General features: G+C 46.3%; 20 protein-coding genes. 13 read left to right on the plus strand and 7 right to left on the minus strand.

The annotated features are described in order from the left end of the window. The first annotated feature begins 8 nt into the window (after positions 1 to 8). Positions 9 to 1,451, plus strand: coding sequence for a tetratricopeptide repeat protein (locus P3L47_RS19465; protein ID WP_277781846.1), 1,443 nt, complete (start codon positions 9 to 11; stop codon positions 1,449 to 1,451). Further along, positions 1,451 to 2,362 (plus strand): DUF368 domain-containing protein, encoded by a 912-nt coding sequence (locus tag P3L47_RS19470; RefSeq protein ID WP_122360336.1) that lies wholly within the window; start codon positions 1,451 to 1,453, stop codon positions 2,360 to 2,362. The genes P3L47_RS19465 and P3L47_RS19470 overlap by 1 nt, the downstream gene beginning before the upstream one ends. A 412-nt stretch (positions 2,363 to 2,774) precedes the next feature. Here P3L47_RS19470 and P3L47_RS19475 read toward each other — a convergent pair whose 3' ends face one another. The 5 genes from P3L47_RS19475 to P3L47_RS19495 form a co-directional block, all read right to left on the minus strand. Then, positions 2,775 to 4,169, minus strand: coding sequence for an ABC transporter permease (locus P3L47_RS19475; protein WP_122360337.1), 1,395 nt, complete (start codon positions 4,167 to 4,169; stop codon positions 2,775 to 2,777). A gap of 15 nt (positions 4,170 to 4,184) precedes the next feature. Next, a complete protein-coding gene (locus P3L47_RS19480; protein ID WP_277781847.1) occupies positions 4,185 to 5,720 on the minus strand; it encodes an ABC transporter permease subunit in 1,536 nt (511 codons plus the stop codon). A 30-nt stretch (positions 5,721 to 5,750) separates the two neighbouring features. Next, positions 5,751 to 6,470 carry an ABC transporter ATP-binding protein gene (locus P3L47_RS19485; RefSeq protein ID WP_122360339.1) on the minus strand — a complete coding sequence of 240 codons (720 nt, stop codon included), beginning with the start codon at positions 6,468 to 6,470 and terminating at the stop codon, positions 5,751 to 5,753. A gap of 30 nt (positions 6,471 to 6,500) precedes the next feature. Beyond that, the gene (locus tag P3L47_RS19490; RefSeq protein WP_233576983.1) at positions 6,501 to 7,916 is read right to left on the minus strand and encodes an NEW3 domain-containing protein; all 1,416 of its coding nucleotides are present in this window, start codon (positions 7,914 to 7,916) and stop codon (positions 6,501 to 6,503) included. Positions 7,917 to 8,163: 247 nt separating this feature from the next. Continuing rightward, positions 8,164 to 9,696 carry a TolC family protein gene (locus P3L47_RS19495; RefSeq protein ID WP_122360341.1) on the minus strand — a complete coding sequence of 511 codons (1,533 nt, stop codon included), beginning with the start codon at positions 9,694 to 9,696 and terminating at the stop codon, positions 8,164 to 8,166. A 298-nt stretch (positions 9,697 to 9,994) separates the two neighbouring features. On the opposite strand from P3L47_RS19495, the gene P3L47_RS19500 reads away from it, so the two are divergent. The 10 genes from P3L47_RS19500 (at position 9,995) to P3L47_RS19545 (ending at position 21,059) form a co-directional block, all read left to right on the plus strand. After that, positions 9,995 to 12,289 (plus strand): GH92 family glycosyl hydrolase, encoded by a 2,295-nt coding sequence (locus P3L47_RS19500; protein ID WP_277781848.1) that lies wholly within the window; start codon positions 9,995 to 9,997, stop codon positions 12,287 to 12,289. Positions 12,290 to 12,384: 95 nt separating this feature from the next. Further along, positions 12,385 to 13,629, plus strand: coding sequence for a GAF domain-containing sensor histidine kinase (locus P3L47_RS19505; RefSeq protein WP_277781849.1), 1,245 nt, complete (start codon positions 12,385 to 12,387; stop codon positions 13,627 to 13,629). Continuing rightward, the gene (locus tag P3L47_RS19510) at positions 13,626 to 14,999 is read left to right on the plus strand and encodes a sigma-54-dependent transcriptional regulator (RefSeq protein ID WP_277781850.1); all 1,374 of its coding nucleotides are present in this window, start codon (positions 13,626 to 13,628) and stop codon (positions 14,997 to 14,999) included. The genes P3L47_RS19505 and P3L47_RS19510 overlap by 4 nt, the downstream gene beginning before the upstream one ends. A gap of 195 nt (positions 15,000 to 15,194) precedes the next feature. Next, positions 15,195 to 15,422, plus strand: coding sequence for a 4Fe-4S dicluster domain-containing protein (locus P3L47_RS19515; protein ID WP_007653280.1), 228 nt, complete (start codon positions 15,195 to 15,197; stop codon positions 15,420 to 15,422). A 7-nt stretch (positions 15,423 to 15,429) separates the two neighbouring features. Continuing rightward, the gene (locus P3L47_RS19520) at positions 15,430 to 16,509 is read left to right on the plus strand and encodes a 3-methyl-2-oxobutanoate dehydrogenase subunit VorB (RefSeq protein WP_122351577.1); all 1,080 of its coding nucleotides are present in this window, start codon (positions 15,430 to 15,432) and stop codon (positions 16,507 to 16,509) included. A gap of 5 nt (positions 16,510 to 16,514) precedes the next feature. Next, the gene (locus P3L47_RS19525; protein ID WP_199715370.1) at positions 16,515 to 16,685 is read left to right on the plus strand and encodes a hypothetical protein; all 171 of its coding nucleotides are present in this window, start codon (positions 16,515 to 16,517) and stop codon (positions 16,683 to 16,685) included. A gap of 13 nt (positions 16,686 to 16,698) precedes the next feature. Then, positions 16,699 to 17,463, plus strand: coding sequence for a thiamine pyrophosphate-dependent enzyme (locus tag P3L47_RS19530; RefSeq protein ID WP_007653276.1), 765 nt, complete (start codon positions 16,699 to 16,701; stop codon positions 17,461 to 17,463). Between the two features lie 17 nt (positions 17,464 to 17,480). After that, complete coding sequence (locus tag P3L47_RS19535) at positions 17,481 to 18,023, plus strand: 2-oxoacid:ferredoxin oxidoreductase subunit gamma family protein (RefSeq protein WP_122360345.1); 543 nt, start codon at positions 17,481 to 17,483, stop codon at positions 18,021 to 18,023. 70 nt (positions 18,024 to 18,093) lie between these two features. Continuing rightward, complete coding sequence (locus P3L47_RS19540; RefSeq protein WP_122360346.1) at positions 18,094 to 20,229, plus strand: putative porin; 2,136 nt, start codon at positions 18,094 to 18,096, stop codon at positions 20,227 to 20,229. Between the two features lie 5 nt (positions 20,230 to 20,234). After that, the gene (locus tag P3L47_RS19545) at positions 20,235 to 21,059 is read left to right on the plus strand and encodes a transporter substrate-binding domain-containing protein (protein ID WP_122360347.1); all 825 of its coding nucleotides are present in this window, start codon (positions 20,235 to 20,237) and stop codon (positions 21,057 to 21,059) included. 16 nt (positions 21,060 to 21,075) lie between these two features. Here the strand turns inward: P3L47_RS19545 and P3L47_RS19550 are convergent, their stop codons facing one another. Continuing rightward, complete coding sequence (locus P3L47_RS19550; RefSeq protein WP_122360524.1) at positions 21,076 to 22,218, minus strand: ATP-binding protein; 1,143 nt, start codon at positions 22,216 to 22,218, stop codon at positions 21,076 to 21,078. Between the two features lie 183 nt (positions 22,219 to 22,401). Between P3L47_RS19550 and P3L47_RS19555 the strand changes: the two genes are divergently transcribed. Beyond that, entirely contained in the window at positions 22,402 to 23,691 is a 1,290-nt protein-coding gene (locus tag P3L47_RS19555; RefSeq protein ID WP_277781851.1) for a DEAD/DEAH box helicase, read from the plus strand. An 82-nt stretch (positions 23,692 to 23,773) separates the two neighbouring features. Here the strand turns inward: P3L47_RS19555 and rho are convergent, their stop codons facing one another. After that, complete coding sequence (gene rho / locus P3L47_RS19560) at positions 23,774 to 25,789, minus strand: transcription termination factor Rho (protein ID WP_277781852.1); 2,016 nt, start codon at positions 25,787 to 25,789, stop codon at positions 23,774 to 23,776. Between the last annotated feature and the right edge of the window lie 177 nt (positions 25,790 to 25,966).

The following is a 25,966-nucleotide window of genomic DNA, read 5'->3' on the forward strand; positions in this document are numbered from 1 at the left end:
TATTCCCTATGAAAAAAGATGATATCTCACGCTTGTTACAACGTTATCTGTCTGCCCGCGAAATGGGAAAAGAACCCTATTTCGATGCAGATGAAATTGATGAACTGTTGGGCAGCTTTGAAGAATCGGACAATTATGAATACTTCGATGAAGTTTTAACCTTAGGGTTAAAGCTTCATCCCGGTAATACGGATTTACAGATCAGACAGTGCAAGCTTTATGTCTATAATGAAGATTATGAAAGTGCACTGGTTTTGATCGACTCCATTGCCGAAACAGATAACCAGGACCTCGACTTATTACGGTTGGAATGTTACTGCATGCTCGACCAGTACGACAAGCTCATTGAATACACGGAAAGACTGATCGAAGAAAAATGCGATTATCTAGAAACCGTATTCGAATGTACCGCTCCCCTTTTAAGTGATATGGAAATGAACGATGAAGCACGAGATTTCATACGCCGCGGCATTGTTTTATTCCCCGACAATCTAGTCTTAAAGGATGAGTTATGCTACAACATGGAACTGGAAGGAGACATCGACGGAGCGATCGACCTGTGCAACGAACTGATCGATAAGGACCCCTACTCTCACGAATACTGGTTCACACTCGGACGATTGTACTCCATCAAATCGGAATTTGACAAAGCGATTGAAGCATTCGACTTTGCGCTGACTTGTGACGATTCGGATCCGGAACTGAAAATACTGAAAGCTTACTGCCTCTACATGAATGAGAATTATGAAAAAGCACTCGAAGTATATCAGGATATCGATGCCACCTCCGAAATGGCAGAGCGCATCAAACCTCTGATGGCAGAATGTTATATCAAGCTGGAAGATTTCGAAGGAGCATATAACCTACTGAAAGACATTATCGGTAAAAAAGCGACTGCCAATGAACCGGCAGCCTACATCAATTTCATCCGGTGTTGTGCAGAGACGGAACGCGACCGGGAAGCATCGAAAACGCTCAACAAAGCGGTCGAACTATTTCCCAACAATGTCCGGATACTCTCTTTACTGGCTCTGACTTACGTGGAAAACGGCAAAGACAAGCAGGCTATAGAGACAACCGAACGTCTGTTCGATATCCTGGATAAAGGGGAAAACTATCTGCCCGAAGATTATGAAAGTCTTTTCCATGCAGGTCAATACCTGTATATGAAAGGTGACATCGATAAAGCACTCAAATACTATAAAAAAGTATATGCCGTCAATCCGGACCTGCCTTACATGCACCTTCATATGGCTATGGCTTACCTGGCAAAAGGCGACATGAAGCATTTCGGCGAACACTTCAGTCAGACCTCTCCGAAAGAACTGGTGAAATACCTGGAAGACTCCGGTATCGATTTCAGTGACGTCGAGCAGCAACTGCTGGGAAAACATATCCCGCCGGAAGATCTGACGAAGGAATTCCTCAATAACAAAGACAATAACAACTAATGGACAGAAATCTAAAAGACTACGGTCTCCTACTTTTGAAAGGCATGGGAATGGGCGCAGCCGATGTCGTGCCCGGCGTATCAGGCGGTACGATTGCCTTTATTGTTGGTATTTATGAAGAACTGATCGATTCGATCAAGAGTATTAACGGAGCAAGCCTGAAGTTACTCTTCACCGGTAAGATCGCCTCATTCTGGAAAGCTATAAATGCCAATTTCCTGCTGGCTATCGTTGCCGGCATCGGTATCAGTATCTTTTCGCTGGCAAAGATCATCACCTGGTTACTGGTTACACACCCGATCCTCGTGTGGGCTTTCTTCTTCGGACTGGTACTAGCTTCCACCTGGTTTGTTTCGAAAGATATCAAGCAATGGAACTGGAAAACAATACTGAGCTTTATTATCGGAGCCGTCATCGCTTACTATATAACAGTGGCTACTCCGGCAGAAACTCCGACTAATCTATTCTTTATATTCCTTTGCGGAGCCATAGCCATCTGTGCCATGATCCTGCCCGGCATTTCCGGCAGTTTCATCCTGGTATTACTGGGTAAATACTTCTATATTATGGAAGCGGTAAAGACTTTCAATATACCGGTCATGCTCGTATTTATCTGTGGGGCAGCCATAGGTATTACCTCTTTCTCGCGTGTATTGTCTTTCGCCCTGCGCAGATTTCATGATACGACCATCTCTGTACTGGCAGGTTTTATGCTGGGTTCGCTAAACAAAGTATGGCCGTGGAAAGAGACGATTGAAACCTACACCGACAGCCACGGAGTGATCAAACCCCTGGTTGAAGCGAATATCCTGCCCAACCAACTGGTATGGGAAGCCGTAGGATTAATGATTTTGGGATTCGCCATCGTATATTTCCTTGAAAAGCTATCTATGAAAGGAGCTAAGGCTTAAAAAATAATCTCTTCCCTATGCTCACGCACGAGGAAGAGCTTGTTCTCTCGCCAAAGAGAACCTCATCAATTATGTTAACCTTATTCAAGGTCATGGAAGGGAGCAGTTCGCCAGAGTTGCTCCCTTCATGTTGAAAACACACATATTCTTAGTATTGTTTATCTTTTTACCTTCTTTATTAGCAAATAGCATGCCAAAAATGTATCTATCTGATAATTAAGCCCATTAAATAAACCGGGCATGTCCGATTATGGACATCTGCCCGGTTTTACTTACTGTATCCGGCATCGCCGCTTATAATGCAAACAGCGTGCCAAAACATACAAACAACTATCTATCAAGCTTATAAATATTATTCACTAATTCCATTCTGTCCAATTATTAGACACTGATGTATAAAATTTAGACAGTATTACCTTACATCATAGCGTGTAAAGAAATAAAAACAAGCCATGAACAGAACAGCGATCGTGATTATCATAGCGACCAGGTAACCGCTGATAAATTCGAAGCGCTGGCCGAAGGAGGCGATCTGTTCCTGATACTGCGGAATCTGGTCGACGGCTACAGCCTTTTTACTGGTAGAATATTCTTCATACGGATTATACCAGTGAGGACTGCCGGAGTCTTTGGCATCTATATCCTTAAACCATTGCAGGAACCGTTCCTGGAAAATATGCAGGTCATTCCAGTTCTTCTGGAAACGCAGGTAACCACCTCCGAGGAATGCCTCATTCATATAATCGAACTGGGCAATCGGTGAGAGCAAAGTGAAATTGCGGGTTTGTTCGAACTGGCGGAACTGTTGCAGATAATAAGCATCATTGAACATCTTATCATTATTCATCAGATTGGTCATATTCTTCGCACGAAGTTCATGCCTTGGGAAGAAAGCATCGCCACCGTTGGACGACCAACTGCCCGGAGGCGCATTGCGGTTAATATCATCACGCGCTTCCATACGTTTACGGTCTACCTCTTCCGATGCCGGAATACCGAATAACTTTTTCGCCCAAAACACAGACGTATTAGGAATAATCACCGCAGCAAACAACCAAAAGCAAAGAGATATAAGCAGGCTGATATTCGAGTAACGCGTTACAACCGACGATAGCAAGCCGAATACAGCAAAAGTTGTAATAAACAACAGACTGATCAGCACAAAACCGCCCGTCTCCATCAAAAAGCTCCCGTTCAGCTGCACCTGTCCCGAAACAGCCAGGATAAGCAGACTGATTATAATGCCGACCAACTCCATCATACCTACCACCGTGACGATGCTAAGCAGTTTACTGCACAGGAAAGTACGCCTCGGTACAGCATTCGAAAAGACCAGAGCAAGCGTCCTCTCTTCCTTCTCACCCGATATCGCATCAAAAGCAAAAAGCAGCGTGATAAAACTCAGGAACATAGAGACAATGAACGACCAGCTCAGACTGTCTCCGCGACTTAACAAAGGGTTGTTGCTATCGTGCCGCACCGAGTAACCGAACACGTTGTAGGCACTATATTCGATACGATTAGGTAAATAGCTTTCTTTACAATCAGCAATCACACTGTTTTCACGCGGAGAAGTCACAAAACTGCTCCGTTGAGTCGCCACCTTCGACAAACTCTCGGCACGTTTAGCCAATGTCTCCTGCTGAGCCTGGTTGTACTTGGCGTAATTATCATGCATACCTTTAAAAGAAGAAACAAACGAAATGCTTCCCAGGCTAAAGACCAGCACAACAATGACGAAAGAAACCTGAAAACGCAGACTATACAAGTAGTTCTGCAATTCCCGTATATATAAAGTTGTAAACATAACTGTAATTATTTATTATCTGACATCATATTTCATAAACGACACGATTGTTCCGACCAACAATACGATCGCCAACCCCAGCAAGGCACATAAGCGTCCCAGTGCATCGCCCAAAGCAGCGGAAAGTGTTACCGGCTGAGGAATATAACGAGGTACACTACCGGTATCCAAATATGGAAATTCACTGTTTCCTCTTTCATATCTCCTTTGTGCCTCTTGGTCTCCTGTATCCAATTCGGCACGGGTAGGAAATTCCTCCAGCTTTTGTCCCGTAAAGTAAGAGATGGATTCAAACAACTTATGATCTTTGAAATAAGTAATAAGGCTCTCCCGGTAATTCCGGATACTCTCCATATATTTCAGAAAACAATTCGCATTGGTATGACACAAAGCATCCGTCGTCTGGCTAAACAATTCGGAGGGAGACAACCAGGCGATCACCTGTTGCAGGTGTTGCTGCCGCATCAACCCATCCAGGTAATCGCGTTGCAAAGCCCATTTCTTATCCGCATTATTCAACATGACCGGAGTAGCCCAAATCTGCATCTGTTGATGAAACAGGGGCGTTTCCCGCGGCCCTCCGGCCAGTTCCAGATATTCCAGACCATCCCCATTACAATTATTGTAACTTAGGGATTTCATATTCACCCGTTGAGCAGCGCGCGGCCATTCTTCCTGATACTCCTTCATATAGGTATCGTCATAATCACTCATCGCAGCCTGAACATTGTCATATAGAGGTGCTTTCGAGATACCCTGCGACAGATAAGTGGCAATATTGGGCATCAGGAAAAGGAACCAAATCCAGCACAATAAGCTAATGATGATGGATGAAGACGAATGCGTAACCCTGCTGGAGATAAACATACCCAACAAAAGGAACACCATCATATAAATGACAGAAGTCAGGAACAGTAATGTCACCCCTCCCCAGTCGGAAGCAGAAAAGGAGATTCCCGGATTGACCACGATAATCAGACAGGCAAGCAGATAACAGAACAACAATATAGGAAGCAATATCAGCAACAGTCCGAGCAACTTACCTATCAGAAAGGAGATACGGCTCACCTGCCCGGTAAATGTCAGCTTCATCGTTCCGTCTTCCCGTTCACGGGTGATGGCATCGTATGAGAATACGAGTGCCAGCAACGAAATAAGGATAGCGATAACCTTTGAAAAGTCTATCGAGAAAAAGGCATTCAATGACGGGTTATCACGCGTAATCGTATGACCCGAAGGAAACAACGGATATTCCCAAAAAGCGATCTTTACCTTGTTTCCCACATTCGTCATTATGCCCGTACTAAAAATACTCAGAGGTTCAGGCTCCTGAACGATGGTAGGACGTACCGCCGACCACACCCGGCTCTCTTTCAATTCCCTGTCCGCCTGCGCCTGTTCGATCTTATAGACGCGAACCTGGTTCTCGTAATTGTCCACACTGACAATGATCGTGAACGGAATTACCAGGAGGCAGAGCACAAACCCTATAATAAACCTGACTGACAACAAGTTCAGCAGGAAATCTTTCTTTGCTATTAACCAAATCATAGTATGTATCGTATTAGACAGTTTGTACTCTTATTCTAAAATAGCTTCCTGCATATAGTCCAGATAGATCCGTTCCAGGTCGTCCTGCAGGAACTCTTCGCGGCTACGGAGCATGACCAGGCGCCCTTCTTTCATGATACCGACACGATCGGCTACCGCCTTGGCACGGAAGAGGTCGTGGGTACACATCAGGATACTTTTACCGGCATTGCGCAGGTTGATCAGTATCTGCATCAGTTCGGCTGCACTCTTGGGATCGAGTCCGGTAGTCGGTTCGTCCATGACGATGTTGTTGGCATCCTTGATGATGGCGATGGCAAGACCTACTTTCTGACGCATACCTTTGGAGAATGTCTTCAGCTTGCGTTCGAAGGCTTCTTCCTGAAGGCCGACACGGCGCATGACGTTATAATAATCGTCTTTCGTCAGATTGGTCTTCCCTCCCAGGCGGGCAAAGAAGTCGAGGTTCTGACGGGCGGTGAAGTTACCGTAGAGCATTACGTTTTCAGAAACGAAAGCGACATGGTTCTTAGTTTCCAGCGGTTTTTCCATAACGTCGATACCGTCGATCAGGGCATGACCCGAAGTCGGTTCGATAAAGTTCAGGAAGATATTGATGGAAGTGGTTTTTCCGGCGCCGTTAGCACCCAGCAGGAAGAATATTTCTCCCGGTTTGATTTCCAGATTCAAGGCATCCAAAGCCAGGTTGCCGTCTTCGTATCTCTTTGTTAAATCGATAGCTTGTAACATAGTGTTCTTATTTTAATTATTATTATTATCTTACCGCTTACTAAGTTTCATCCCGAACCAGACGATTCCGCCCACAAAGCCCACCAGCAACAGGATCAAAAAGATTGTCCCGAAGATAGATGTGGCGGCATTCACCTGTATGCGGACCGTCTTGTCTTCCGTATCCACCTTGCGGTTATCTGCCATGGCTTCCGTCTTGATCTTTACTTCCTGGGCACCTACTCCACCATCTTTCGGCGGGATGATGGTGACCTGTACGGTCATTTCCTTTTCCGGATCCAGGCTGCTGATCACATCCGGTTCGATACGGGTATCCCAGCCCAACGGCTTCTCGGTAGTCAGCTTGATGTTGTCCAGGCGACGGCTACCGCCGTTACGCACGGTCACATCCATTGTTACTTCTTTTCCTACGGTTGTTTCGTGGTAGAGGTTGTTTGCACGCACTTCGATCTTTCCTTTCCCGCGAGGGATGATCTCAAGATTTTCGCTACCCGCCTTCTCGCCGTTAGAAGCAGAAACAGTCTGAACCTGGAACTTGATCGGCTGATCGATCACTACTTGCTGGTCATCGCGGTCGGGTAAATATACCTGCAAAGATAACTTCTTTATGTTTACGCCCTGCGCAAATTTGATCTGGGTTACCTTACTTTCTCCGTCCATAAAGTCGTAAGTGATCTGACGCGGCAGGTCGAGCACTTCCAGACGATATACATCATCCGAGGTAGAGAAACGTTCGAGTGTCAAGTCATACGTCGCCTTGCTGCTCAGGTCCGCTTCCTGACTGAACTGCATGGAGGAGATATCGATCACGTTCACACTGGCATCTTTCTTCAGATAGATGTTCTTCTCATCCTTGCGGTTATTGTAGTTCAATGACACCGTAAGGTTTTCCGCATCTTTCAGCAATTCAAAATCGGCAGTCGCCACCTTTCCCAGTTCGATAGACGGCACACGGTACTCATACGGCGAACCGATAATCGTCTTCGATTCGTTATCCACCAGCGATACATATATATTATATATCTTACCGGAACGCATCTCGGGTGTAAAAACATCGAAATGTTCCTTGAACTGGCTCAGATACTCTTCATTCCCTTCCAGCGCACTTTTCAGGGTGATCTTTACCTTGCGTTCGCCACGCTGGTCCTGATATTTCACGGCACGCTCTACCGTGATGTAACTCTGCTGCGAGATCAGTTTCAGGATCAGCTTCTGATAATCCACCTCCTTACTCAGCAACTCATTCTTCGAACGGTTGAAATCGTTGGCTGAGATGGCTTTCTCATTATACAACTTCGTATCGTTCTGATACTTCTGTTTCGCTACTTCATAATCCGCACGCGTCTTCTTCAGGTCGAGCAGCAAGGAAGCCTCATCGTCCCCTTGTGCACGAACGCTGCAAACCAGCAGTAATGCCGCCAGTATAAGCGGAATCTTTCTAATCATCTGTGTCATCATTTGTCTGTTATCTTATTAATAATTACTCTTTAGCACTGTGACTTTTAATCTTCAGGTCACGTATTTTTACTATTTAAATGCTATACTTTTATTCTTTTGAGCTAGCTAAAAATTGATTTTTAGCATGCTGGTAATTAAATTTGAGCATGCTAAAAATTAAATTCACGCTTGCCAAAAAGATTAAAATGTCCTATGAAAAGAACCAATGAGTACCTATATAATCATTAGTATCTCCTTACTTTGCAACTAATTCCCTGTCTTCCGGCAGGAAGCTACGGTTATGTTCGAAGTCATACATCGTCTTACGGTTCAGATCCGCCACAGAAAGACGGTACGTGATATAGCTGTCGATGTAGGCGAGCTGTACCTGCGAAAGGCGTTCCTGCTCGATGGAAAGTTCCTGGCTCGTCATATCGCCGTTCTCAAAACGCATCTGGCTGATCCGGTAACTCTGTATCGCCACTTCCTGGTTCCGGCGGTTGATGCGGTAACGCTTCTCGGCCTCATACACGCTGCGGACGATCTCGCGTATCTCCTGTTCGATGGTACGTTCGGTATTGTCGAGGTTCAGCTTGCGCTGCTTCAGGCGGACCTCTTCACGGCGGACCTGATTCCTGGCGCGTCCCCAGTCCAGAAGCGGATAAGAGACCGTCAGGGCTATTCCCCGGTTAGACGGACGGTCGCGCATGTTGTCAAACGAAGAACCGACCAGCTGACCGACCGTGCCGCCGTCGCGCGTACTTAATCCGGTAAAATCATAGTAAGCGGAAATGTTGCCTTTAAACTCCCGTTCGCGTTTGGCACGCTTCACTTCGATCGCCTGCAGCTCGATGTCGAGATTGTTTTCCTTGATCTCCATTCGGTTGCGCAATGCTTCGTCGATCGCCTGCTGCATATCGACAATAAAGGCCTCGAACTCCATGTCCGCCTTCAGGTCGATCTCTTCGTTCAGAGGCAAGCCTATCAGCAATTTGAACTGGTCCTTTGCCGTAGACAGCTTACCTTCGCTTTCCATCACGCGCGCCTCATCCTGCGCTACGGTGATCTCGGCAATCAGCATTTCCCCTTCGGGAAGATTACCCGTTTCCTGTTTCAGCTTGGTGATGCGATAAGCCTCACGGGAGTTGACCAGACGGTCCTGGTTGATCTTGTGCTCGTACGCCAGTTTATATACATTATAAAAAGCATCCGTTACATTATATACGATATCCATTTGGACACGGGTGAAATAACAGGTACTTTTCTTATAATCCAGTTCAGCCACCTTCATGTTCTCTTTCAGTTTATTCGCCGTAAAGATGGGCTGGTTGAAAGAGAGGGCGAAACGACTGTACACCTGGTCGCGTTTCAGCTCCGCATAATCCTGTTGTGAAAGCGTAGTCCGGTAATTCTCCCAATACATTTTAGAACTGAGGGCAAAATTACCGCCGGTCGGCAATACGTAGGTAAAATTCAGATTGCCTCCCACCTGCAGGGAACCGGTGGAGTTATACACCGGCAGGCCGTCCGCCTGCGAAATCTCCGTCAGCTCTTCCGTCCATGAAGGAGTAAAGAAATCGAAGTTAAGCAACGGCTTGAACTGCGCCTTGGTGTACAGATAAGAATAACGGGTGGCATCCATATCTTCCTTATAATATTTCACCGTATAACTCTCGCCCAAAGCGATCCGTATCGCTTCATCGTAAGAAATTGTACGGGGTGTTTCCGTTTCAGCATGCCCTGCCAAAGCAAATCCCATTAACAGAGATACCAGTAATTTTCTTTTCATACTATATCGAATTAAGTCTTTCCGGGTAATGTGTTACCCAATTATCTTCTTTTGTTTATTCACACGTATATAGCAAGGCAAACGGCGTGCCAAAATCGTAACAGGCTGATTATACGTGCCTCGCTGAAATGGGTCACTTTTTACTCGTGGGTAATAGCCTTTACCCTTACCCAAATTGGGTAATTTCTTACCCATTCGCTCTATTTCAGAAGATAATACAACCGATTCAGCAGAAAGTTCTAATTCCAAACAAGAGAAAACACATACCTTTGTCTATCGAAAACAAACAAGTAATACCATGAATATAAGACAAGTAATACGTAATACGTTTTTATCTTTTATGTTCCTTGCCACGCTGGCTTCTGCGACGGTCAAAGAGCCTGTCGATTACGTGGATATGTTTATCGGAACTTCCAATTCCCGATGGATGCTGGGACCTTATGCCCAGGAGCCGTTCGGGATGGTACAGCTCGGACCGGACAACCAGGGGAATGTCTGGATGGGCGGATACGAATACGCTATCAACAGTGTTTCCGGTTTCAGCCACCTGCATGCCTGGACGATGGGCGGACTGATGATCATGCCGACAACAGCCGATCTCGCATTGTCGAATCCATCCTCCGACTCTCCGTATAAAGGGGCAAACGCCGGCTATCATTCCCGTATCCTGAAAGAAACGGAAAAGGCTTCGCCGGGATATTATTCCGTCTATCTATACGATCATGAAGTGAAAGCCGAATTGTCCGCCACTACCCGTTGCGGTATCCACCGGTACACCTTCCCTGAGAGAAAAGAGTCGAGGATATTGATAGACCTCCTGTTTCCTACCGAATGGGATTACGGATTCAGCGTTAAGGATGCCTGCATCACCAAAGTAAGCGACACGGAGCTGGAAGGTTATGCCGACTGCCAGTCCGGTCCCTGGAGCGGATGGAATGATTACAAGCTGCATTTCATCGTCCGATTCAGCAAACCGTTTTCTCAACTGAACGGATGGAATGAAGGAAAGGAAGCCGATGACATACAATCCATCGCCGGCAAAAACGATATCGGAGTCTATGCTCTTTACTCCACGAAAGAAGGGGAAAGCATCACCGTCTCTACCGGTCTGTCGCTGGTCAGCATCGAGCAGGCGCGCTTAAATATGGAAGCGGAACTGGCTCCCTTGCAATACGACTTCGACCGCGTAGTGGCACAAACCCGTGCTAAATGGAACGAACTGCTCGGAAAAATAGAGATAGAAGGACAGGACGAAGTGGATAAGACCAAGTTCTATACCAACCTGTATCGCGCTTATGCCGGAAAACAAACCTGGAACGATGTGAACGGCAAATACCGGGATGCCTGCGAAAACATACAGCAACTGGATCACGGCAATATGTATGGCGGAGATGCTTTCTGGAACAGTTTCTGGAACCTGAACGGTCTTTGGTCGATCATCTCCCCTCGCATCGTAGACGATTGGGTAACGACACAACTGGAGATGTTCAAACATACGGGATGGACAAGCAAAGGTCCGGCAGGACTGGAATATTCGGGGATCATGGAAGGCTCGCACGAAACCGCGCTGATGGTGGCGGCTTACCAGAAAGGAATACGCAAAGACGGCGAGGACATTTACAAAGCCGTCCGAAAGAATGTAACGGAAACAGGTATCAAGCATCCCTGTGGCGGTTATTGCGGCAATCCTTTACTGGATGTCTACATTCAATATGGCTATATGCCGATGGAAAGGGGCGTTGTATCCAAAACACTCGATTATGCTTACGACGACTGGTGCGTCGCCCAGCTTGCCTTTGCCCTCGGAAAGAAAAAAGAGGGAAAAGCCTTGCAGGCACGTTCCATGAACTATAAGAATGTATTCCATCCGGAAAAGAAGTTTGTCATGCAGCGGGACAGTCTCGGCAACTGGGACCCTGACTTCAACGTATTCTCCAACAAAGGGTTCATCGAAGGGAACAGCTGGCAATACTCCTGGTATGTGCCGCATGATATTCCGGGATTGGTCGACCTGTTGGGAAAAGACCTCTTCAACAGCCGGCTGGAAGAAGGTTTCATCAAATCGGAAAAGCATAAGTTCGCTGCCCATGTCTTCGACCGTACGATGGGACAGGCTGCCGAATTTTATATCAACCAGGGGAATGAGGTGAATATGTGTACGCCGTTTCTGTTCAACTACTCCGGCAAGCCGTGGCTGGCACAGAAATGGTCGCGTGCCATACTGGACAGTTTCTACGGTTCGACGCCCTATCATGGCTGGGAAGGCGATGAAGACGAAGGACAGATGGGCGGCTGGTATGTGATGAGTGCCCTCGGCCTGTTCGAAATGAACGGTGGTGCTTCCCTCCGGCCGGAATTGGAACTGACCAGTCCGCTCTTCAACAAAGTAACCATCCATTTGGATCCTGATTACTATAAAGGGAAGACGTTCACGATCGAAGCCCGCAACAACTCAAAAGAAAATATCTATATTCAGAAAGCATATCTGAACGGCAAGGAGTTAAAACAGCCGCGAATACCTTTTACTGCCATTACCGCCGGCGGAGTGCTTTTACTCGAAATGGGCGATAAACCAGGGTATACGTGCTTCTGAGACAGGCTTGCATTGCCGGACGAAATCATTATTCTATGTAACCGTCCGGCAAATTCATCTGTTTTTTATACTTTTGTACAAAGATCAGAAACAACATGCCACTATTCAGAAAGAACGAACAGCCCAAGCAACCGAATCTGGAACAACTGCTTTCGGAGTTCAATCAGTCGCTTACGCTGATTGTCGACAAGCAATTACTTATCGGCAACATCGCCGCCAAAGTAAAACAAATATGTCCTGTCGAAAGTATTTATATTTTCCTGCTGGATGAGAACACGGGGAATTACAAACAGCAGAACGAAACCCGAAACAAACCGGTGACGCTGATCAAACGGAGCCGCCTGATCAGCTGGCTGTCGGTAAACGAAAAGCATCTGACGGTATCCGAACATCCGGATATCATCGCTTACTTTCCTCCGGAAGAACAGGAAACATTACGGCAACTGGATGCGGAACTGATCTTCCCGCTAAAGGTGATGAACCAGATAAACGGAACGATCTTTATCGGAAAGAAAACCGACGGAACCGCTTTCACTCCGCAGGAACTGAAACTGCTCTCCATCCTGATCAACCAGGCTACTTTTGCCATCGAACATGCTTCGCTCTACGAGATACAGACCGAACGTCTGAAGAAGATGTACCGCACAGACCGCCTGGCTACGTTGGGTGAGCTGGCAGCCGGTGCCGCCCACGAGATACGGAATCCGCTGACTGCCATTCGCAGTACGATCCAGTATCTGAGCAAAGACTTCAATGCCGATCCGACAAAAAAGGAGATGATGGAGGAACTGATCTCGGAAGTGGAACGTATCAATAAGATCGTACAGGGCTTGCTGTCGTTCGCCCGCCCCTCGGAGCTGAATACGTCGGAGGTAAACATCGAGCAACTGATCAACCAGACGCTCCTGCTGGTGACAAACACGCTACGCAAACAGAATGTCGAAGTGGAGTTCGAATACTTCACCGACAATACAACGATACAGGCCGATACGGAGCAACTGAAGCAGGTCTTCCTGAACATTATTCTAAATGCCGTCGAAGCCATGGGTAAAAATACTCCCGATCGCTCGCGTACATTAATAATAAGTATAGAAAAGGGAGCTGCCATCAATACGCATTCCCGTTATCTGATCGTCTCATTCGAAGATTCCGGAAAAGGGATCGACCAGAAAGACATCGAGAATGTATTCAATCCTTTCTTCACGACAAAAGAGGAAGGTACCGGATTGGGATTAGCCATTTGCTACGGTATCGTGAAACGCCATGAAGGCGAGATCGAGGTGAAAAGTACACCAGGCAAAGGCACTTGCATAAACATAAAACTACCGCAACGTATATGAAAGCAAAAATAGTAGTAGCCGACGATGAGCCGCGCATCCGCAAGATGATTGCCCGCCTGCTGACAGATGAGGGATACGACGTTATGCCTGTCGAAAACGGACGGGAAGCGGTAGAGGCACTCCTCTCCTTCCATCCCGATGTGATCCTGCTGGACCAGCAGATGCCGGTACTGACAGGCGTGGAAGCATTGGAAGAGATCAAACGTATTTCCCCGAATCAGGTCGTCCTGTTCGTCACGGCTTTCGGTTCCATCTCCCTGGCGGTAGACGCAGTAAAAAAAGGAGCGTACGATTTTATCGAAAAACCGTTCGATAACGACAAGCTGGTGCTCACCGTGGGCCGTGCCGTTGAACACAGCCGGATGAAAGGTGAACTGTCGACGCTGAAGAAGACACTCGGCGAGAAACAAAGCTCCGTTATCGGAGAAAATACCGGACTCAGGCAAACGATGATACAGGTGCGACGGGTAGCAGAAACGAATGCCACCGTCCTGATCCACGGCGAAAGCGGTACGGGAAAGGAACTGATCGCCCGTGCCATTCATTCCAACAGCCTGCGTGCCAACGGTCCGTTCGTTGCCATCAACTGCGGAGCCATTCCGCTGACATTGATGGAAAGCGAACTGTTCGGCCATGAACGGGGTGCCTTTACGGATGCCAAAGAGGCAAAGGCCGGTACTTTCGAGCAGGCAGACGGCGGAACTCTTTTTCTGGACGAAATAGGTGAACTGCCTTTGGATGCCCAGGTGAAACTGCTCCGCGTACTGGAAGAGCGGAAGATCACCCGCATCGGAGGGAAAAAGGCAATCCCGGTTGATGTCCGTATCGTAGCAGCTACCAACCGTAATCTGGACGATGAGGTGAAAGAGGGCCGTTTCCGCCTCGACCTTCTCTATCGCCTGAATGTCTTTACCCTTATCCTCCCGCCACTTCGCGAACGGAAAGAGGATATCCCCCTGCTGACCAATTTCTTCATCCGCAAATACAACCGGACATTGAGTCTCGACGTACAATCCATTACGCCCGAAGCCGTGAAGCTGCTTGGTTCCTACGACTGGCCCGGAAACGTCCGCGACCTGGAGAATGCCGTACAAAGTGCCATGATACTTTGTACCGACGGCACGATCCGCCCAGAACATCTGCCCGACCGGGTGAAAGGATACGAACTGGCGGAAGAGCAACCCGTAGCAGGGAGCGGCGGAAACAGTATCCGGGAGATTAATGCGCAAATGGAAAAAGAACTGATACTCGAAACGCTCCGGAAGCATAATTTCAACCGGACACTGACAGCCGAAGCTCTTAATATCAGCCGGAAAACATTGTTCAATAAAATGAAGCGGTACGGACTGGATTCGGCTACAGACAAGTGATAACAGGATAATTAACAAGCGATAACCGACGGCTGAAGATCGGCAAGCGACAGTTTAAAAATCAATGTGTAAATTATTAAACTGTCACCTCCCGACGACCATCCGTCAACTAAAAAACAAAACAACCCTTGTTTTTATAACATTAGTTCTTAACTTTGTAGGTCTTACACGACATAAAACATAATTAGTTATACTATGGCAAAGATAAAAGGAGCGGTCGTTGTTAACCAGGAACGCTGCAAAGGGTGCAACTTATGCGTAGTTGCCTGCCCCAGCGATGTACTGGAATTACACCCGCGTGAAGTGAACAACAAAGGGTACCATTATGTGTACATGAAAAACCCTGATGCTTGCATCGGTTGCGCCAGTTGCGGATTGGTTTGTCCCGACGGCTGTTTAACCATCTACAAAGTAAAAATATAAAACAAATATGGCAGAAGAGATCAAATTAATGAAGGGAAACGAAGTCGTCGCCCATGCAGCTATACGCTACGGTGTAGACGGATACTTCGGATATCCTATCACTCCGCAGTCGGAGATCCTGGAAACCCTGATGGCCGAAATGCCGTGGGAAACAACCGGAATGGTAGTACTGCAAGCCGAAAGTGAAGTAGCAGCTATCAACATGGTGTATGGTGGTGCCGGTACAGGCAAACGTGTAATGACTTCATCTTCCAGTCCTGGTGTCAGCTTGAAACAGGAAGGTATTTCTTATATCGCAGGTGCTGAACTGCCTTGTTTAATTGTAAACGTCATGCGTGGCGGTCCCGGTTTGGGAACGATCCAGCCGAGCCAGGCAGACTATTTCCAGACAGTGAAAGGTGGCGGACACGGCGACTATCGCCTGATCACCCTTGCTCCTTCTTCCGTACAGGAGATGGCAGACTTTGTCGGATTAGGATTCGACCTCGCTTTCAAATATTGCAATCCGGCTATTATCCTTGCCGACGGTATCATCGGCCAGATGATGGAAAAAGTGGTTATGCCTCCTTTCCGTCCGCGTAAGACAGAAGAAGAGATCATCGCCGAATGTCCGTGGGCTGTACAAGGCAAAACGAAAAATCGTAAAGCCAATGTGATCACTTCACTGGAACTCGATCCGGCGAAGATGGAAGAAAACAACCTTCGCTTCCAGGCTAAATACCGTAAGATTGAAGAAAATGAAGTACGCTACGAAGAGTTCCAGTGCGACGACGCGGAATATCTGCTGGTTGCTTTCGGTTCTTCTGCCCGTATCTGCCAAAAAGTGGTAGAGATCGCACGCGGAGAAGGTATCAAACTCGGCTTGTTGCGCCCGATCACGTTGTGGCCGTTCCCGACAAAAGCAATTGCCGCCTATGCCGACAAGGTGAAAGGTATGCTTTCTGTCGAATTGAATGCCGGCCAGATGGTGGAAGATATCCGCCTGGCTGTTAACGGAAAAGTAAAGGTTGAACACTTCGGCCGCCTGGGTGGTATCGTGTTTACTCCGGATGAAGTACTGAACGCGTTAAAAGAAAAGTTATTCTAATTTCTATGATACGCGGAAGTAAAACAGACAGCATATTGACAATCCTGTTCATGGTATTGGCAGCAGCAGCGATCGTTTGCTATTTTGCAGTCGACGACCGTCATGTATTCCTCTATTGCGGAGGGGCTGCCGTATGCTTCAGACTTGTTCAATATCTACTGAGATTTATTAGTTAATTAAGCAACAATTATGGAACTCAACGAAATAATTAAACCGGAGAATCTGGTCTATACAAAGCCGGAATTGATGAACGACAATCCCATGCACTACTGTCCCGGTTGCAGCCACGGTGTGATACACAAGCTGATCGCTGAAGTGATCGCCGAAATGGGAATGGAAGAAAAAACAATCGGTGTCTCCCCGGTAGGTTGCGCCGTATTCGCATATAACTACCTGGATATCGACTGGGAAGAAGCTGCTCACGGACGTGCACCTGCCATCGCAACAGCGATCAAACGCCTGAATCCGGAAAAGATGGTCTTCACTTACCAGGGCGACGGCGACCTCGCCGCTATCGGTACAGCCGAAACTATCCATGCTGCCAACCGCGGTGAAAACATCGTAATCGTATTCGTGAACAATGCGATCTATGGTATGACCGGCGGTCAGATGGCTCCTACTACACTGGAAGGCATGCCGACAGCGACTTGCCCTTACGGACGTAACATCGCCCTGAACGGCTATCCGCTGAAGATCGGCGATCTGCTGGCACAGCTGGAAGGTACCTGCCTGGTTACGCGCCAGAGTGTACAGACTGCTGCAGCCGTGCGTAAAGCGAAAAAGATGCTTCGCAAAGCTTTTGAAAACTCGATGGCCGGCAAAGGAACTTCAGTTGTCGAATTCGTTTCCACCTGTTCATCCGGCTGGAAGATGACTCCTGAAAAAGCAAACAAATGGATGGAAGAGAACATGTTCCCGTTCTATCCGCTGGGAGACTTGAAGAACAAAGAATAAGTAAATACAAAAACGACATGAAACAAGAAATAATTATAGCAGGCTTTGGTGGACAAGGTGTTCTGTCGATGGGTAAGATACTTGCTTATTCAGGCTTGATGGAAGGCAAGGAAGTGACCTGGATGCCTTCATACGGACCGGAACAACGTGGCGGTACAGCCAACGTGACAGTGATCTTGAGCGATGATCCTATCAGCTCTCCGATCTTGAATGAATATGATATCGCCATCGTACTGAACCAGCCATCTATGGATAAGTTCGAAAGCAAGGTAAAGCCGGGTGGTATCCTGATCTATGACGGCTATGGTATTCATACGCCGGTTAAACGCTCCGACATCAACATCTATCGGGTAGATGCCATGGATGCAGCTACGGAAATGAAGAATGAAAAAGCATTCAACATGCTTATTTTAGGCGGTTTGCTGAAGATCGTTCCGATGGTGAAACTGGAAAACGTCCTGCTGGGCCTGAAGAAGTCCCTGCCCGAACGTCATCACAAGTTGATCCCGATGAACGAAGCTGCCATAAAGAAAGGCATGGAGATCATACAGAAAATGTAATCTTGCAAAAAGAATATAAAGAGGGGCGTTTCTTTCGTAGAAATGCCCTTTTGTTTTATCTTTGCAACCCATGAAGCATTGCTTATACATATTATTGTTGCTGATAGTATCTGCCGTAACCGTTCAGGCACAGCGCGAAGGTGGCCGGGCAGATCAGAGAGGTGGAGGAAGACGTGGGGGCTTCTCCCTGTCGAACCTGACATCATCACAGAAAGAGATACCGGACAGCCTGTTGGTCGCAGACAGCGCCGCTTTAAATTCCAAACGTATCACGGCTTATCGGCTCACTCCTTTTTTAGGTGAACCGTATGTAGCGCCACTGGATACAAACAAACTGAATTTCAGTAATTCGACATTGGTTGAAAGCAAATCGCTTGCCATCGGTTATCTGGCAAACCTGGGTTCTCCGGCACAAACCAAAATATTCTCCGAACGGCAAGAGGCACGTGATTTCATCTTTGCGGATGCCTATGACTATTATATCACAACACCCGAAAATGCCTATTTCTACAACACTAAAATCCCTTACACCAACATTATGTATACTACCGCAGGTGGTAGTACCAACAAGGAGGAGCAGTTGAAAGGGACTATGACAATGAACTTCGGCAAGAAGATCAATGTGGGTGGCGATATCGATTATATTTATGGTCGCGGGCATTATAAAAACAACGGTAACAAACTATTAAGCTACCGTTTCTTCGGCAGTTACCAGACCGATCGTTACGAATTGCATGCTTCATTAAGCAACTTCAACTTTGTCAATTACGAGAACGGAGGATTGGATAATGACTCTACCATCAACCATCCTGACGAATATTTTCCGGAGGGACGTCCGTCCGATACCAAGTCATATGATATCCGTTATCTGACAAATGCGTGGAACCGTGTACGCGGAAAACGATATTTCCTGACCCAGCGATATAACCTCGGCTTCACTCGTGAACTGGAAGAAACAGATGAAGAAGGGAATCCGAAAGAAATGTTCGTCCCGGTATCCAGCATCATCCATACGATCGATTACGAAGATAACCGCCGCCGTTTCATTGCAGACAATACCGCCCTGATGGATTCGTCTTACATAGTCGATGACAATGGTTTGCGTTTTCCACGCATCTATGGATTGGGGGCTACACTCGATGATCAGACATCTTCCTGGAATCTGAAGAATACGATCGGTCTTTCGTTGCGGGAAGGTTTCCAGGACTGGGTAAAATTCGGTCTGACAGCTTTCGTCCGACTGGAAAAGCGCCGGTTCAAACTGGAGCCTAAAATTGAGGGAATCGATTATGGCGAATACGGACGAGGCCCCTACTTCTCTGTCGATAATGTCGATCTGAAAAATCTACCGACAGCGGATATCTATGATGAATTTTCCACCTATGTCGGAGCGGAACTCTCCAAACGCCAGGGTAGTATCCTGACTTATAATGCGCGGGGTGAACTGTGTATGGTCGGTAGCGATGTCGGTGAATTTCGTGTGACCGGAGATTTGCAGACGCGCTTCAAATTGTTCAAGAAAGATGCCGTCATCAAAGCGGATGCTTACATCAAGAATACAACGCCGGCTTTTTACCTGCGTCACAATCATTCCCGTTACTTTTGGTGGGATAATCCGAACTTTAACATGACACAGCAAATCTATGCGGGAGGTGAAGTCTATCTGGAATCTTCAAAGACGACATTAAAAGCGGGTGTGGAAAGTATTCAGAACTATATTTATTTCAATAAAGAAGGATTCCCTGTACAGCACGGAAGCAACCTGCAGGTTGTCAGTGCACGTATCAAACAGGATTTCCGTTTCCGTGCTTTCGGATGGGAAAATGAAGCCTGCTGGCAATTGAGCAGCGACAAAAGCGTACTTCCGCTTCCATCGTTAAGCGCCTATTCGAACATGTATCTGGCCGTTAAGCTGGCAAAAGTACTGACAGTTCAACTGGGAGCCAACGTGTATTACAACACGGCTTATTATGCACCGTATTACGAACCGGCAACCCAGCAGTTCCAGGTTCAGAACGAAGTAAAAGTAGGCAACTATCCGTTGATCAACGCTTACGTGAACTTCCACCTGAAACAGGCTCGTTTCTTCGTTATGGCATATAACCTGAGCAGTAAGTTTGCAGAGCCTAATTATTTCTCTCTAGCACACTATCCGTTGAATCCGATGGTGCTGAAAATGGGTATTGCTGTTACATTTAATAACTAAGTCGTATGAAATCCCGGAAGTTGCTGGTTGTTTATATCATCCTGTTGGTATGTATACTGATAGTCATGTTCCGTTTATGGCCGTACAAAAAAGAACCTGTCGCTCCGAGGGATTATCCGGAAATCAAGGAGGAGGGTATCCTCCGAATGGTAACCGAATATAATCAATCCGGTTACTATATAGCCGGCGATACTATTGAGGGTTTCCAATACGAACTGAGCCAAGCGATTGCCGCCCTCTCGGGACTGGAAGTACAGACCCAGCTGGAAATGAGCCTTGCCGAAAGTTTCAGGGAGCTATCGGATAACCAATGCGACGTTATAGCCCGCAACATTCCTATTACCAGTGAAATAAAAGAGAATTATCTGTTTACCGAACCGATCGTTTTCAACAAACAGGTATTGGTACAACGTACGAAAGAAGCCAACAACGGTATCCAACCGATTCGTAATCAGCTCGATCTGGCACAAAAGACCTTGTATATACCTAAAAACTCTCCCGCTTTGTTGCGCCTGCAAAACCTGGCACATGAAATCGGCGATACCATTTATGTAAAGGAAGACGAACTATATTCCAGTGAACAATTGGCTATCATGGTAGCCAAAGGGGATATCAATTATGCCGTATGTGACCAGCAAATAGCCCGCCTGTCCAAAGAAAATCTGCCCGAAATAGATATCGATACAGATATCAGTTTCACCCAACTTCAATCATGGGCTGTACGCAAAGACTCCCCTATCCTGCTCGACAGCCTGAACAGCTGGCTGTCGCAAATCAAGAAAAGCGGTCTGTATGACCAGATATACAAACGCTACTACGGAAAGAAGTAATTACTTTAAAACAACATCACCAGGCATGTGAAGGCAAAATGAACGAAAAGGTAGACCCTTCGCCCAGCTTCGATTCAACCTGGATAGTGCCGCCCATCTTCGTAACAAGTCCTTTACAAATAGCCAACCCCAAACCTATACCTTCCACATAGTCATTTACTTTGACAAAACGGTTGAACAGATTCTGTAACTGTGCCTCTGCTATTCCTTGTCCGGTATCTTTTACATAAAAGTTCAGCTTACCATCGCCTAAGGATTTATACCCCATTGTGATACTGCCCTTTTTCGTATTCTTGATCGCATTATTGACCAGATTATTGATCAACTGGAGTAAACGGACATAGTCGGCACCAAAAGTACATCTGTCCAATCCCTTTTCGAGGATCAGTTTCACATCTTTCGGCATACGGGGTTTTATAGAAGCATACGTCGTGTCCATCATTTCATTCAGGTCGATCGGAGCATAACTGATCTTTATCGCATCAGCTTCAATCTTTGAGAGGTCGAGGATATCGTTGATCAGCTGCATGAGTAACTGATTATTCGCTTTGATAATCTCATAATAAGACATACGCTCTTCGTCTGTATCCGCAAACGCCATCATCTCCGAAAAGCCGGTTATTGCGTTCAAAGGTGTGCGGATCTCATGACTCATGTCTGCCAGATATTTTGATTTCAACTTATCAGCCAGTTCAGCTTTATCGCGCTCACTTTCCAGGCGTTTTTCTATTGCCCGCTTTACTGTGGCATCACTCCACAAGGCGAGCAACAGAGGTTTTCCGTTACTTAAAGAAATCGGGTACTTGGCCACTTCAATATATTTGGTATCACCGGAAGCTGTCTTGAGCCAACCATGAAATTCAGCCACTTTACCCGAACTGATAACATTTTTATCTACCTCCAACCGCTCTTCTATCGACATTAACGCATTATAATGTACTTCAGAGTCATCATGCCCCTCGATCTGAGAAGTATCAATCCCTGTAATCTCTTCCATAAATCTGTTCCAGTAGAGATAATTGTAATGATTCTCCGGATCTTTTACAAACACTCCCAAAGGCAAATGATCTAATATCGTGTTAAGCAACTCATGAACAGTATCTAATTCATTTAAGGTTGCCTTCTTCTGAAAGCCGTCAAAGCTATCATTTGTTCCCATAATAACTTGCAATTTTTCCAATATGGGCATAAAGATATTAATTTTTTATGGTACAGTACCATAGATAGATATGAATTTTCAAAGCTTATAGAAAAATACAAGACATTTATTACAAGAGCCAACATTACTAGTATAGAATTTGACAAATATTATTTACCTTTACGGTGAATTTAATGATAGAAGATGAGATTTGACGAATTGGATTTGGAAGAGGCCGTATTAGACGGTCTCGATGCTATGAATTTTCTGGAAACAACTCCTGTACAGGAATTAACGATTCCAGTAATATTAGAAGGGAAGGATATCATTGCCTGTGCACAAACCGGTACAGGAAAGACGGCTGCCTATGTATTGCCTCTGATCAATGAATTAAGTAAGGGTAATCATCCGGATAATGCCGTTAACGCTGTTATTATGGCTCCTACCCGCGAGCTGGCTCAACAAATAGACCAGCAAATAGAAGGATTTACTTATTTCGTTCCGGTTTCGGCTGTAGCCGTATACGGCGGGACTGACGGAGTAGCCTGGGAACAACAAAAACGAGGAATGGAGATGGGTGCCGATATCGTTATCGCCACTCCGGGGCGTTTATTATCGCACCTGAAACTGGGAACTGTAGACCTTTCACAGGTCTCCTATTTTGTTCTCGATGAAGCCGACCGTATGCTGGATATGGGATTTTACGACGACATCATGCAGGTACAAAAGCAGCTGCCTCCTACCTGCCAGACCATTATGTTCTCTGCCACCATGCCCCCTAAAATCCGGACACTAGCTAAAACAATCCTGAAGAATCCCGAAGAAGTCAAGATCGCCATCTCCCGCCCACCCGAAACGATCATGCAAACAGCTTATATTTGCTACGATCCTCAAAAGCTAAAGATACTTGAAGACCTCTTCCTTCAAAGCCGCCCGCAGCGCGTCATCATCTTCTCCTCCTCCAAGATGAAGGTAAAAGAACTTTCAGCCACACTGAAACGGATGAAGTTTAACGTCGCTGCCATGCACTCCGACCTGGAGCAGTCCCAGCGTGAAGAGGTGATGAAAGAATTTAAAAACGGACACATCGACATACTGGTTGCCACCGACGTTGTTTCACGCGGTATCGATATCAATGACATCAAACTGGTAATCAATTATGATATACCTCACGACCCGGAAGATTACGTACACCGCATCGGCCGTACAGCCCGTGGAACCGGAGGCGAAGGACTGGCTATCACATTTATCAGCATAGAAGAACAAGCCCAGTTCAAACGCATCGAGGATTTCCTGGAAAAGGAAGTATACAAGATTCCCGTCGATCCTAAGTTTGGTGAAACACCGCTATACGAGCCTGAAAAATACGGAAACATGCGTCGCGGACGCGGACGTCCACGTAAAGAAGGCAACGGAGGAGGCAGACCAGGTAACCGTCCGGGAGGAAAGCCCGGTAACGGAAACCGTTGCGGAAGACCTAAAAAAGAATCCTGAAATATAGAACTTCAAATATCGGATAACAAAAAAAGGGATGCATATCGATGCACCCCTTTTTTATTATCTATTTTATTCCGGATTATCCGTTCATGGAAGCCAGGAACTCCATATTGTCATACGTCTGCTCCATACGTTTCTTTACAAACTCCATTGCTTCGATCGAGTTCATATCCGACAGGTATTTACGAAGTATCCACATACGGTTCAGCGTACTTTCATCCTGCAACAGATCATCGCGACGAGTACTTGACGCAGTGATATCGACAGCCGGATAAATACGTTTGTTAGACAGCTTGCGATCCAACTGCAATTCCATATTACCTGTTCCCTTAAATTCTTCAAAGATCACATCATCCATCTTCGAACCTGTTTCAGTCAATGCCGTTGCCAGAATCGTCAGGCTGCCGCCGTTCTCAATGTTACGGGCAGCACCGAAGAAACGTTTCGGTTTCTGTAATGCGTTCGCATCCACACCACCGGAAAGAACCTTACCGGAAGCAGGTTGAACCGTGTTGTAAGCACGTGCCAAACGAGTGATCGAGTCCAAAAGGATTACCACATCGTGACCACATTCCACCATACGTTTTGCCTTGTTCAATACGATCTCGGCAATCTTCACATGGCGTTCTGCCGGTTCATCGAAAGTAGAGGCAATCACTTCAGCATCTACGCTACGAGCCATATCGGTTACTTCTTCAGGACGTTCGTCGATCAACAGGATGATCATATATACCTCCGGATGGTTTGCAGCAATCGCATTAGCGATATCTTTCAGCAACATCGTCTTACCGGTCTTAGGCTGTGCCACGATCAGACCACGTTGTCCTTTACCGATCGGCGAGAACAGATCGACTACACGAACAGCTATATTATCATATACTTTCGGAGCTTTACGGGCCGTAAGCATGAACTTTTCATCCGGGAAAAGCGGTGTTAAATGATCGAAAGGAACACGGTCGCGTACATCTTCCGGTGAACGGCCATTGATCTTGTCGACTTTTACCAGCGGGAAATATTTTTCACCTTCTTTCGGAGGACGAATAGCACCTTCTACCACATCACCTGTCTTCAAACCAAACAGTTTGATCTGTGACTGTGATACATAGATGTCATCCGGAGAAGTCAGGTAGTTATAATCCGACGAACGCAGAAAACCGTAACCATCCTGCATCATTTCCAATACACCCGTACCAATCAGAATTCCATCAAATTCGTACTGCTTGTCTTGCGATGCATTAGTATTGTTGCGCTGATTATTGTGATTATTCTGGTTGTTCTGTCTGTTATTATTCTGACGGGGAGCATTTTGCTGCTGTTGCTGTTGCGGCTGCTGCGGGGCATTCTGCTGTTCAGGTTGTTGCGGAGCTGCTTTTTCCTGTTTAGCAGGTGAAGGAGAGAACGGGAAAAGTTGATCGAGAACCGACTTGGTGTCAGGGTGTCTGAATACAACTCTTTTAGGTTCGTTGGCTGCCGGAGTTTCAACAGCCGGTACTTCAGCTGTTTTCTGTACCGGTACTGCCGGAATTTCAGGAACAACTTCTACTGCCGGCAACTCTTCGGGAGCACCTTCAACCACAACCGGCGGCAACAAAGGTTTTTCCACAGCTACTTCCGTAGAGACAGTCTGAGGAGTTTTAGTAACCTTTACATCGTCGGTCTGATTAGCCGGTACAACTGCACCTGCCACTTTTTCTTTCTTTTCAATGCGTACTCTTTTCTTACGCTCGGGCTGTTCCTTCTTTTCTACGGCAACCGCTACTTTCTTTTCTTCAGCCGGCTGTGTGGCTTCAGGAGCTACAACCGCAGCCGTTTCGGACTTTGCAGCTTTCGATTTGCTTTCGGTTTTCGGAGCTTTCGCTACCGCCGTTTTAGAAGGCTTCTTTGCTTTCGTTTGCTTTTCAGCTTTCTTAGCTTCTTTTTCTTTCTCCTTTTCTGCCTGTAAACCTGCATATGAGATAGCCTGTTCATCAAGAATACGATAAACAAGTTCTTCTTTTTTCAAAGAACTTATCTTCTTAATTCCTAACTCTTCCGCTATACTCTGCAATTCAGGAAGGAGTTTTTCATTTAGTTCTAGAATGTTATATTTCTGCATATTGAGAAGTGAGTAATAAAAACGGCACACGATCAAAGATTGTACAACACGTGCTTACCGCTATCATTGTATCTTAATAGTTTTTGATAATAAAAATTTCAATGTAAAAACCGGATTGTTTAGCTAATTTGAATCATTAGTAACACATCTGCGGAGTAAATCTTTGCAAATGTATAA

Origin of the sequence: Parabacteroides chongii (assembly GCF_029581355.1) — a bacterium.
GTDB classification, from domain to species: domain Bacteria; phylum Bacteroidota; class Bacteroidia; order Bacteroidales; family Tannerellaceae; genus Parabacteroides; species Parabacteroides chongii.

Bases quoted from the DNA above. Each gene is read 5' to 3' on its own strand.
- P3L47_RS19485 (WP_122360339.1), bottom strand. From the start codon at position 6,470: ATGTTACAAGCTATCGATTTAACAAAGAGATACGAAGACGGCAACCTG.
- P3L47_RS19505 (WP_277781849.1), top strand. From the start codon at position 12,385: ATGCCACTATTCAGAAAGAACGAACAGCCCAAGCAACCGAATCTGGAA.
- P3L47_RS19530 (WP_007653276.1), top strand. From the start codon at position 16,699: ATGGAACTCAACGAAATAATTAAACCGGAGAATCTGGTCTATACAAAG.
- P3L47_RS19545 (WP_122360347.1), top strand. From the start codon at position 20,235: ATGAAATCCCGGAAGTTGCTGGTTGTTTATATCATCCTGTTGGTATGT.
- P3L47_RS19550 (WP_122360524.1), bottom strand. From the start codon at position 22,218: ATGGGAACAAATGATAGCTTTGACGGCTTTCAGAAGAAGGCAACCTTA.
- P3L47_RS19480 (WP_277781847.1), bottom strand. From the start codon at position 5,720: ATGATTTGGTTAATAGCAAAGAAAGATTTCCTGCTGAACTTGTTGTCA.
- P3L47_RS19520 (WP_122351577.1), top strand. From the start codon at position 15,430: ATGGCAGAAGAGATCAAATTAATGAAGGGAAACGAAGTCGTCGCCCAT.
- P3L47_RS19495 (WP_122360341.1), bottom strand. From the start codon at position 9,696: ATGAAAAGAAAATTACTGGTATCTCTGTTAATGGGATTTGCTTTGGCA.
- P3L47_RS19470 (WP_122360336.1), top strand. From the start codon at position 1,451: ATGGACAGAAATCTAAAAGACTACGGTCTCCTACTTTTGAAAGGCATG.
- P3L47_RS19515 (WP_007653280.1), top strand. From the start codon at position 15,195: ATGGCAAAGATAAAAGGAGCGGTCGTTGTTAACCAGGAACGCTGCAAA.
- P3L47_RS19490 (WP_233576983.1), bottom strand. From the start codon at position 7,916: ATGATTAGAAAGATTCCGCTTATACTGGCGGCATTACTGCTGGTTTGC.
- P3L47_RS19540 (WP_122360346.1), top strand. From the start codon at position 18,094: ATGAAGCATTGCTTATACATATTATTGTTGCTGATAGTATCTGCCGTA.
- P3L47_RS19535 (WP_122360345.1), top strand. From the start codon at position 17,481: ATGAAACAAGAAATAATTATAGCAGGCTTTGGTGGACAAGGTGTTCTG.
- P3L47_RS19465 (WP_277781846.1), top strand. From the start codon at position 9: ATGAAAAAAGATGATATCTCACGCTTGTTACAACGTTATCTGTCTGCC.
- P3L47_RS19475 (WP_122360337.1), bottom strand. From the start codon at position 4,169: ATGTTTACAACTTTATATATACGGGAATTGCAGAACTACTTGTATAGT.
- P3L47_RS19555 (WP_277781851.1), top strand. From the start codon at position 22,402: ATGAGATTTGACGAATTGGATTTGGAAGAGGCCGTATTAGACGGTCTC.
- P3L47_RS19525 (WP_199715370.1), top strand. From the start codon at position 16,515: ATGATACGCGGAAGTAAAACAGACAGCATATTGACAATCCTGTTCATG.
- P3L47_RS19500 (WP_277781848.1), top strand. From the start codon at position 9,995: ATGAATATAAGACAAGTAATACGTAATACGTTTTTATCTTTTATGTTC.
- P3L47_RS19510 (WP_277781850.1), top strand. From the start codon at position 13,626: ATGAAAGCAAAAATAGTAGTAGCCGACGATGAGCCGCGCATCCGCAAG.
- rho (WP_277781852.1), bottom strand. From the start codon at position 25,789: ATGCAGAAATATAACATTCTAGAACTAAATGAAAAACTCCTTCCTGAA.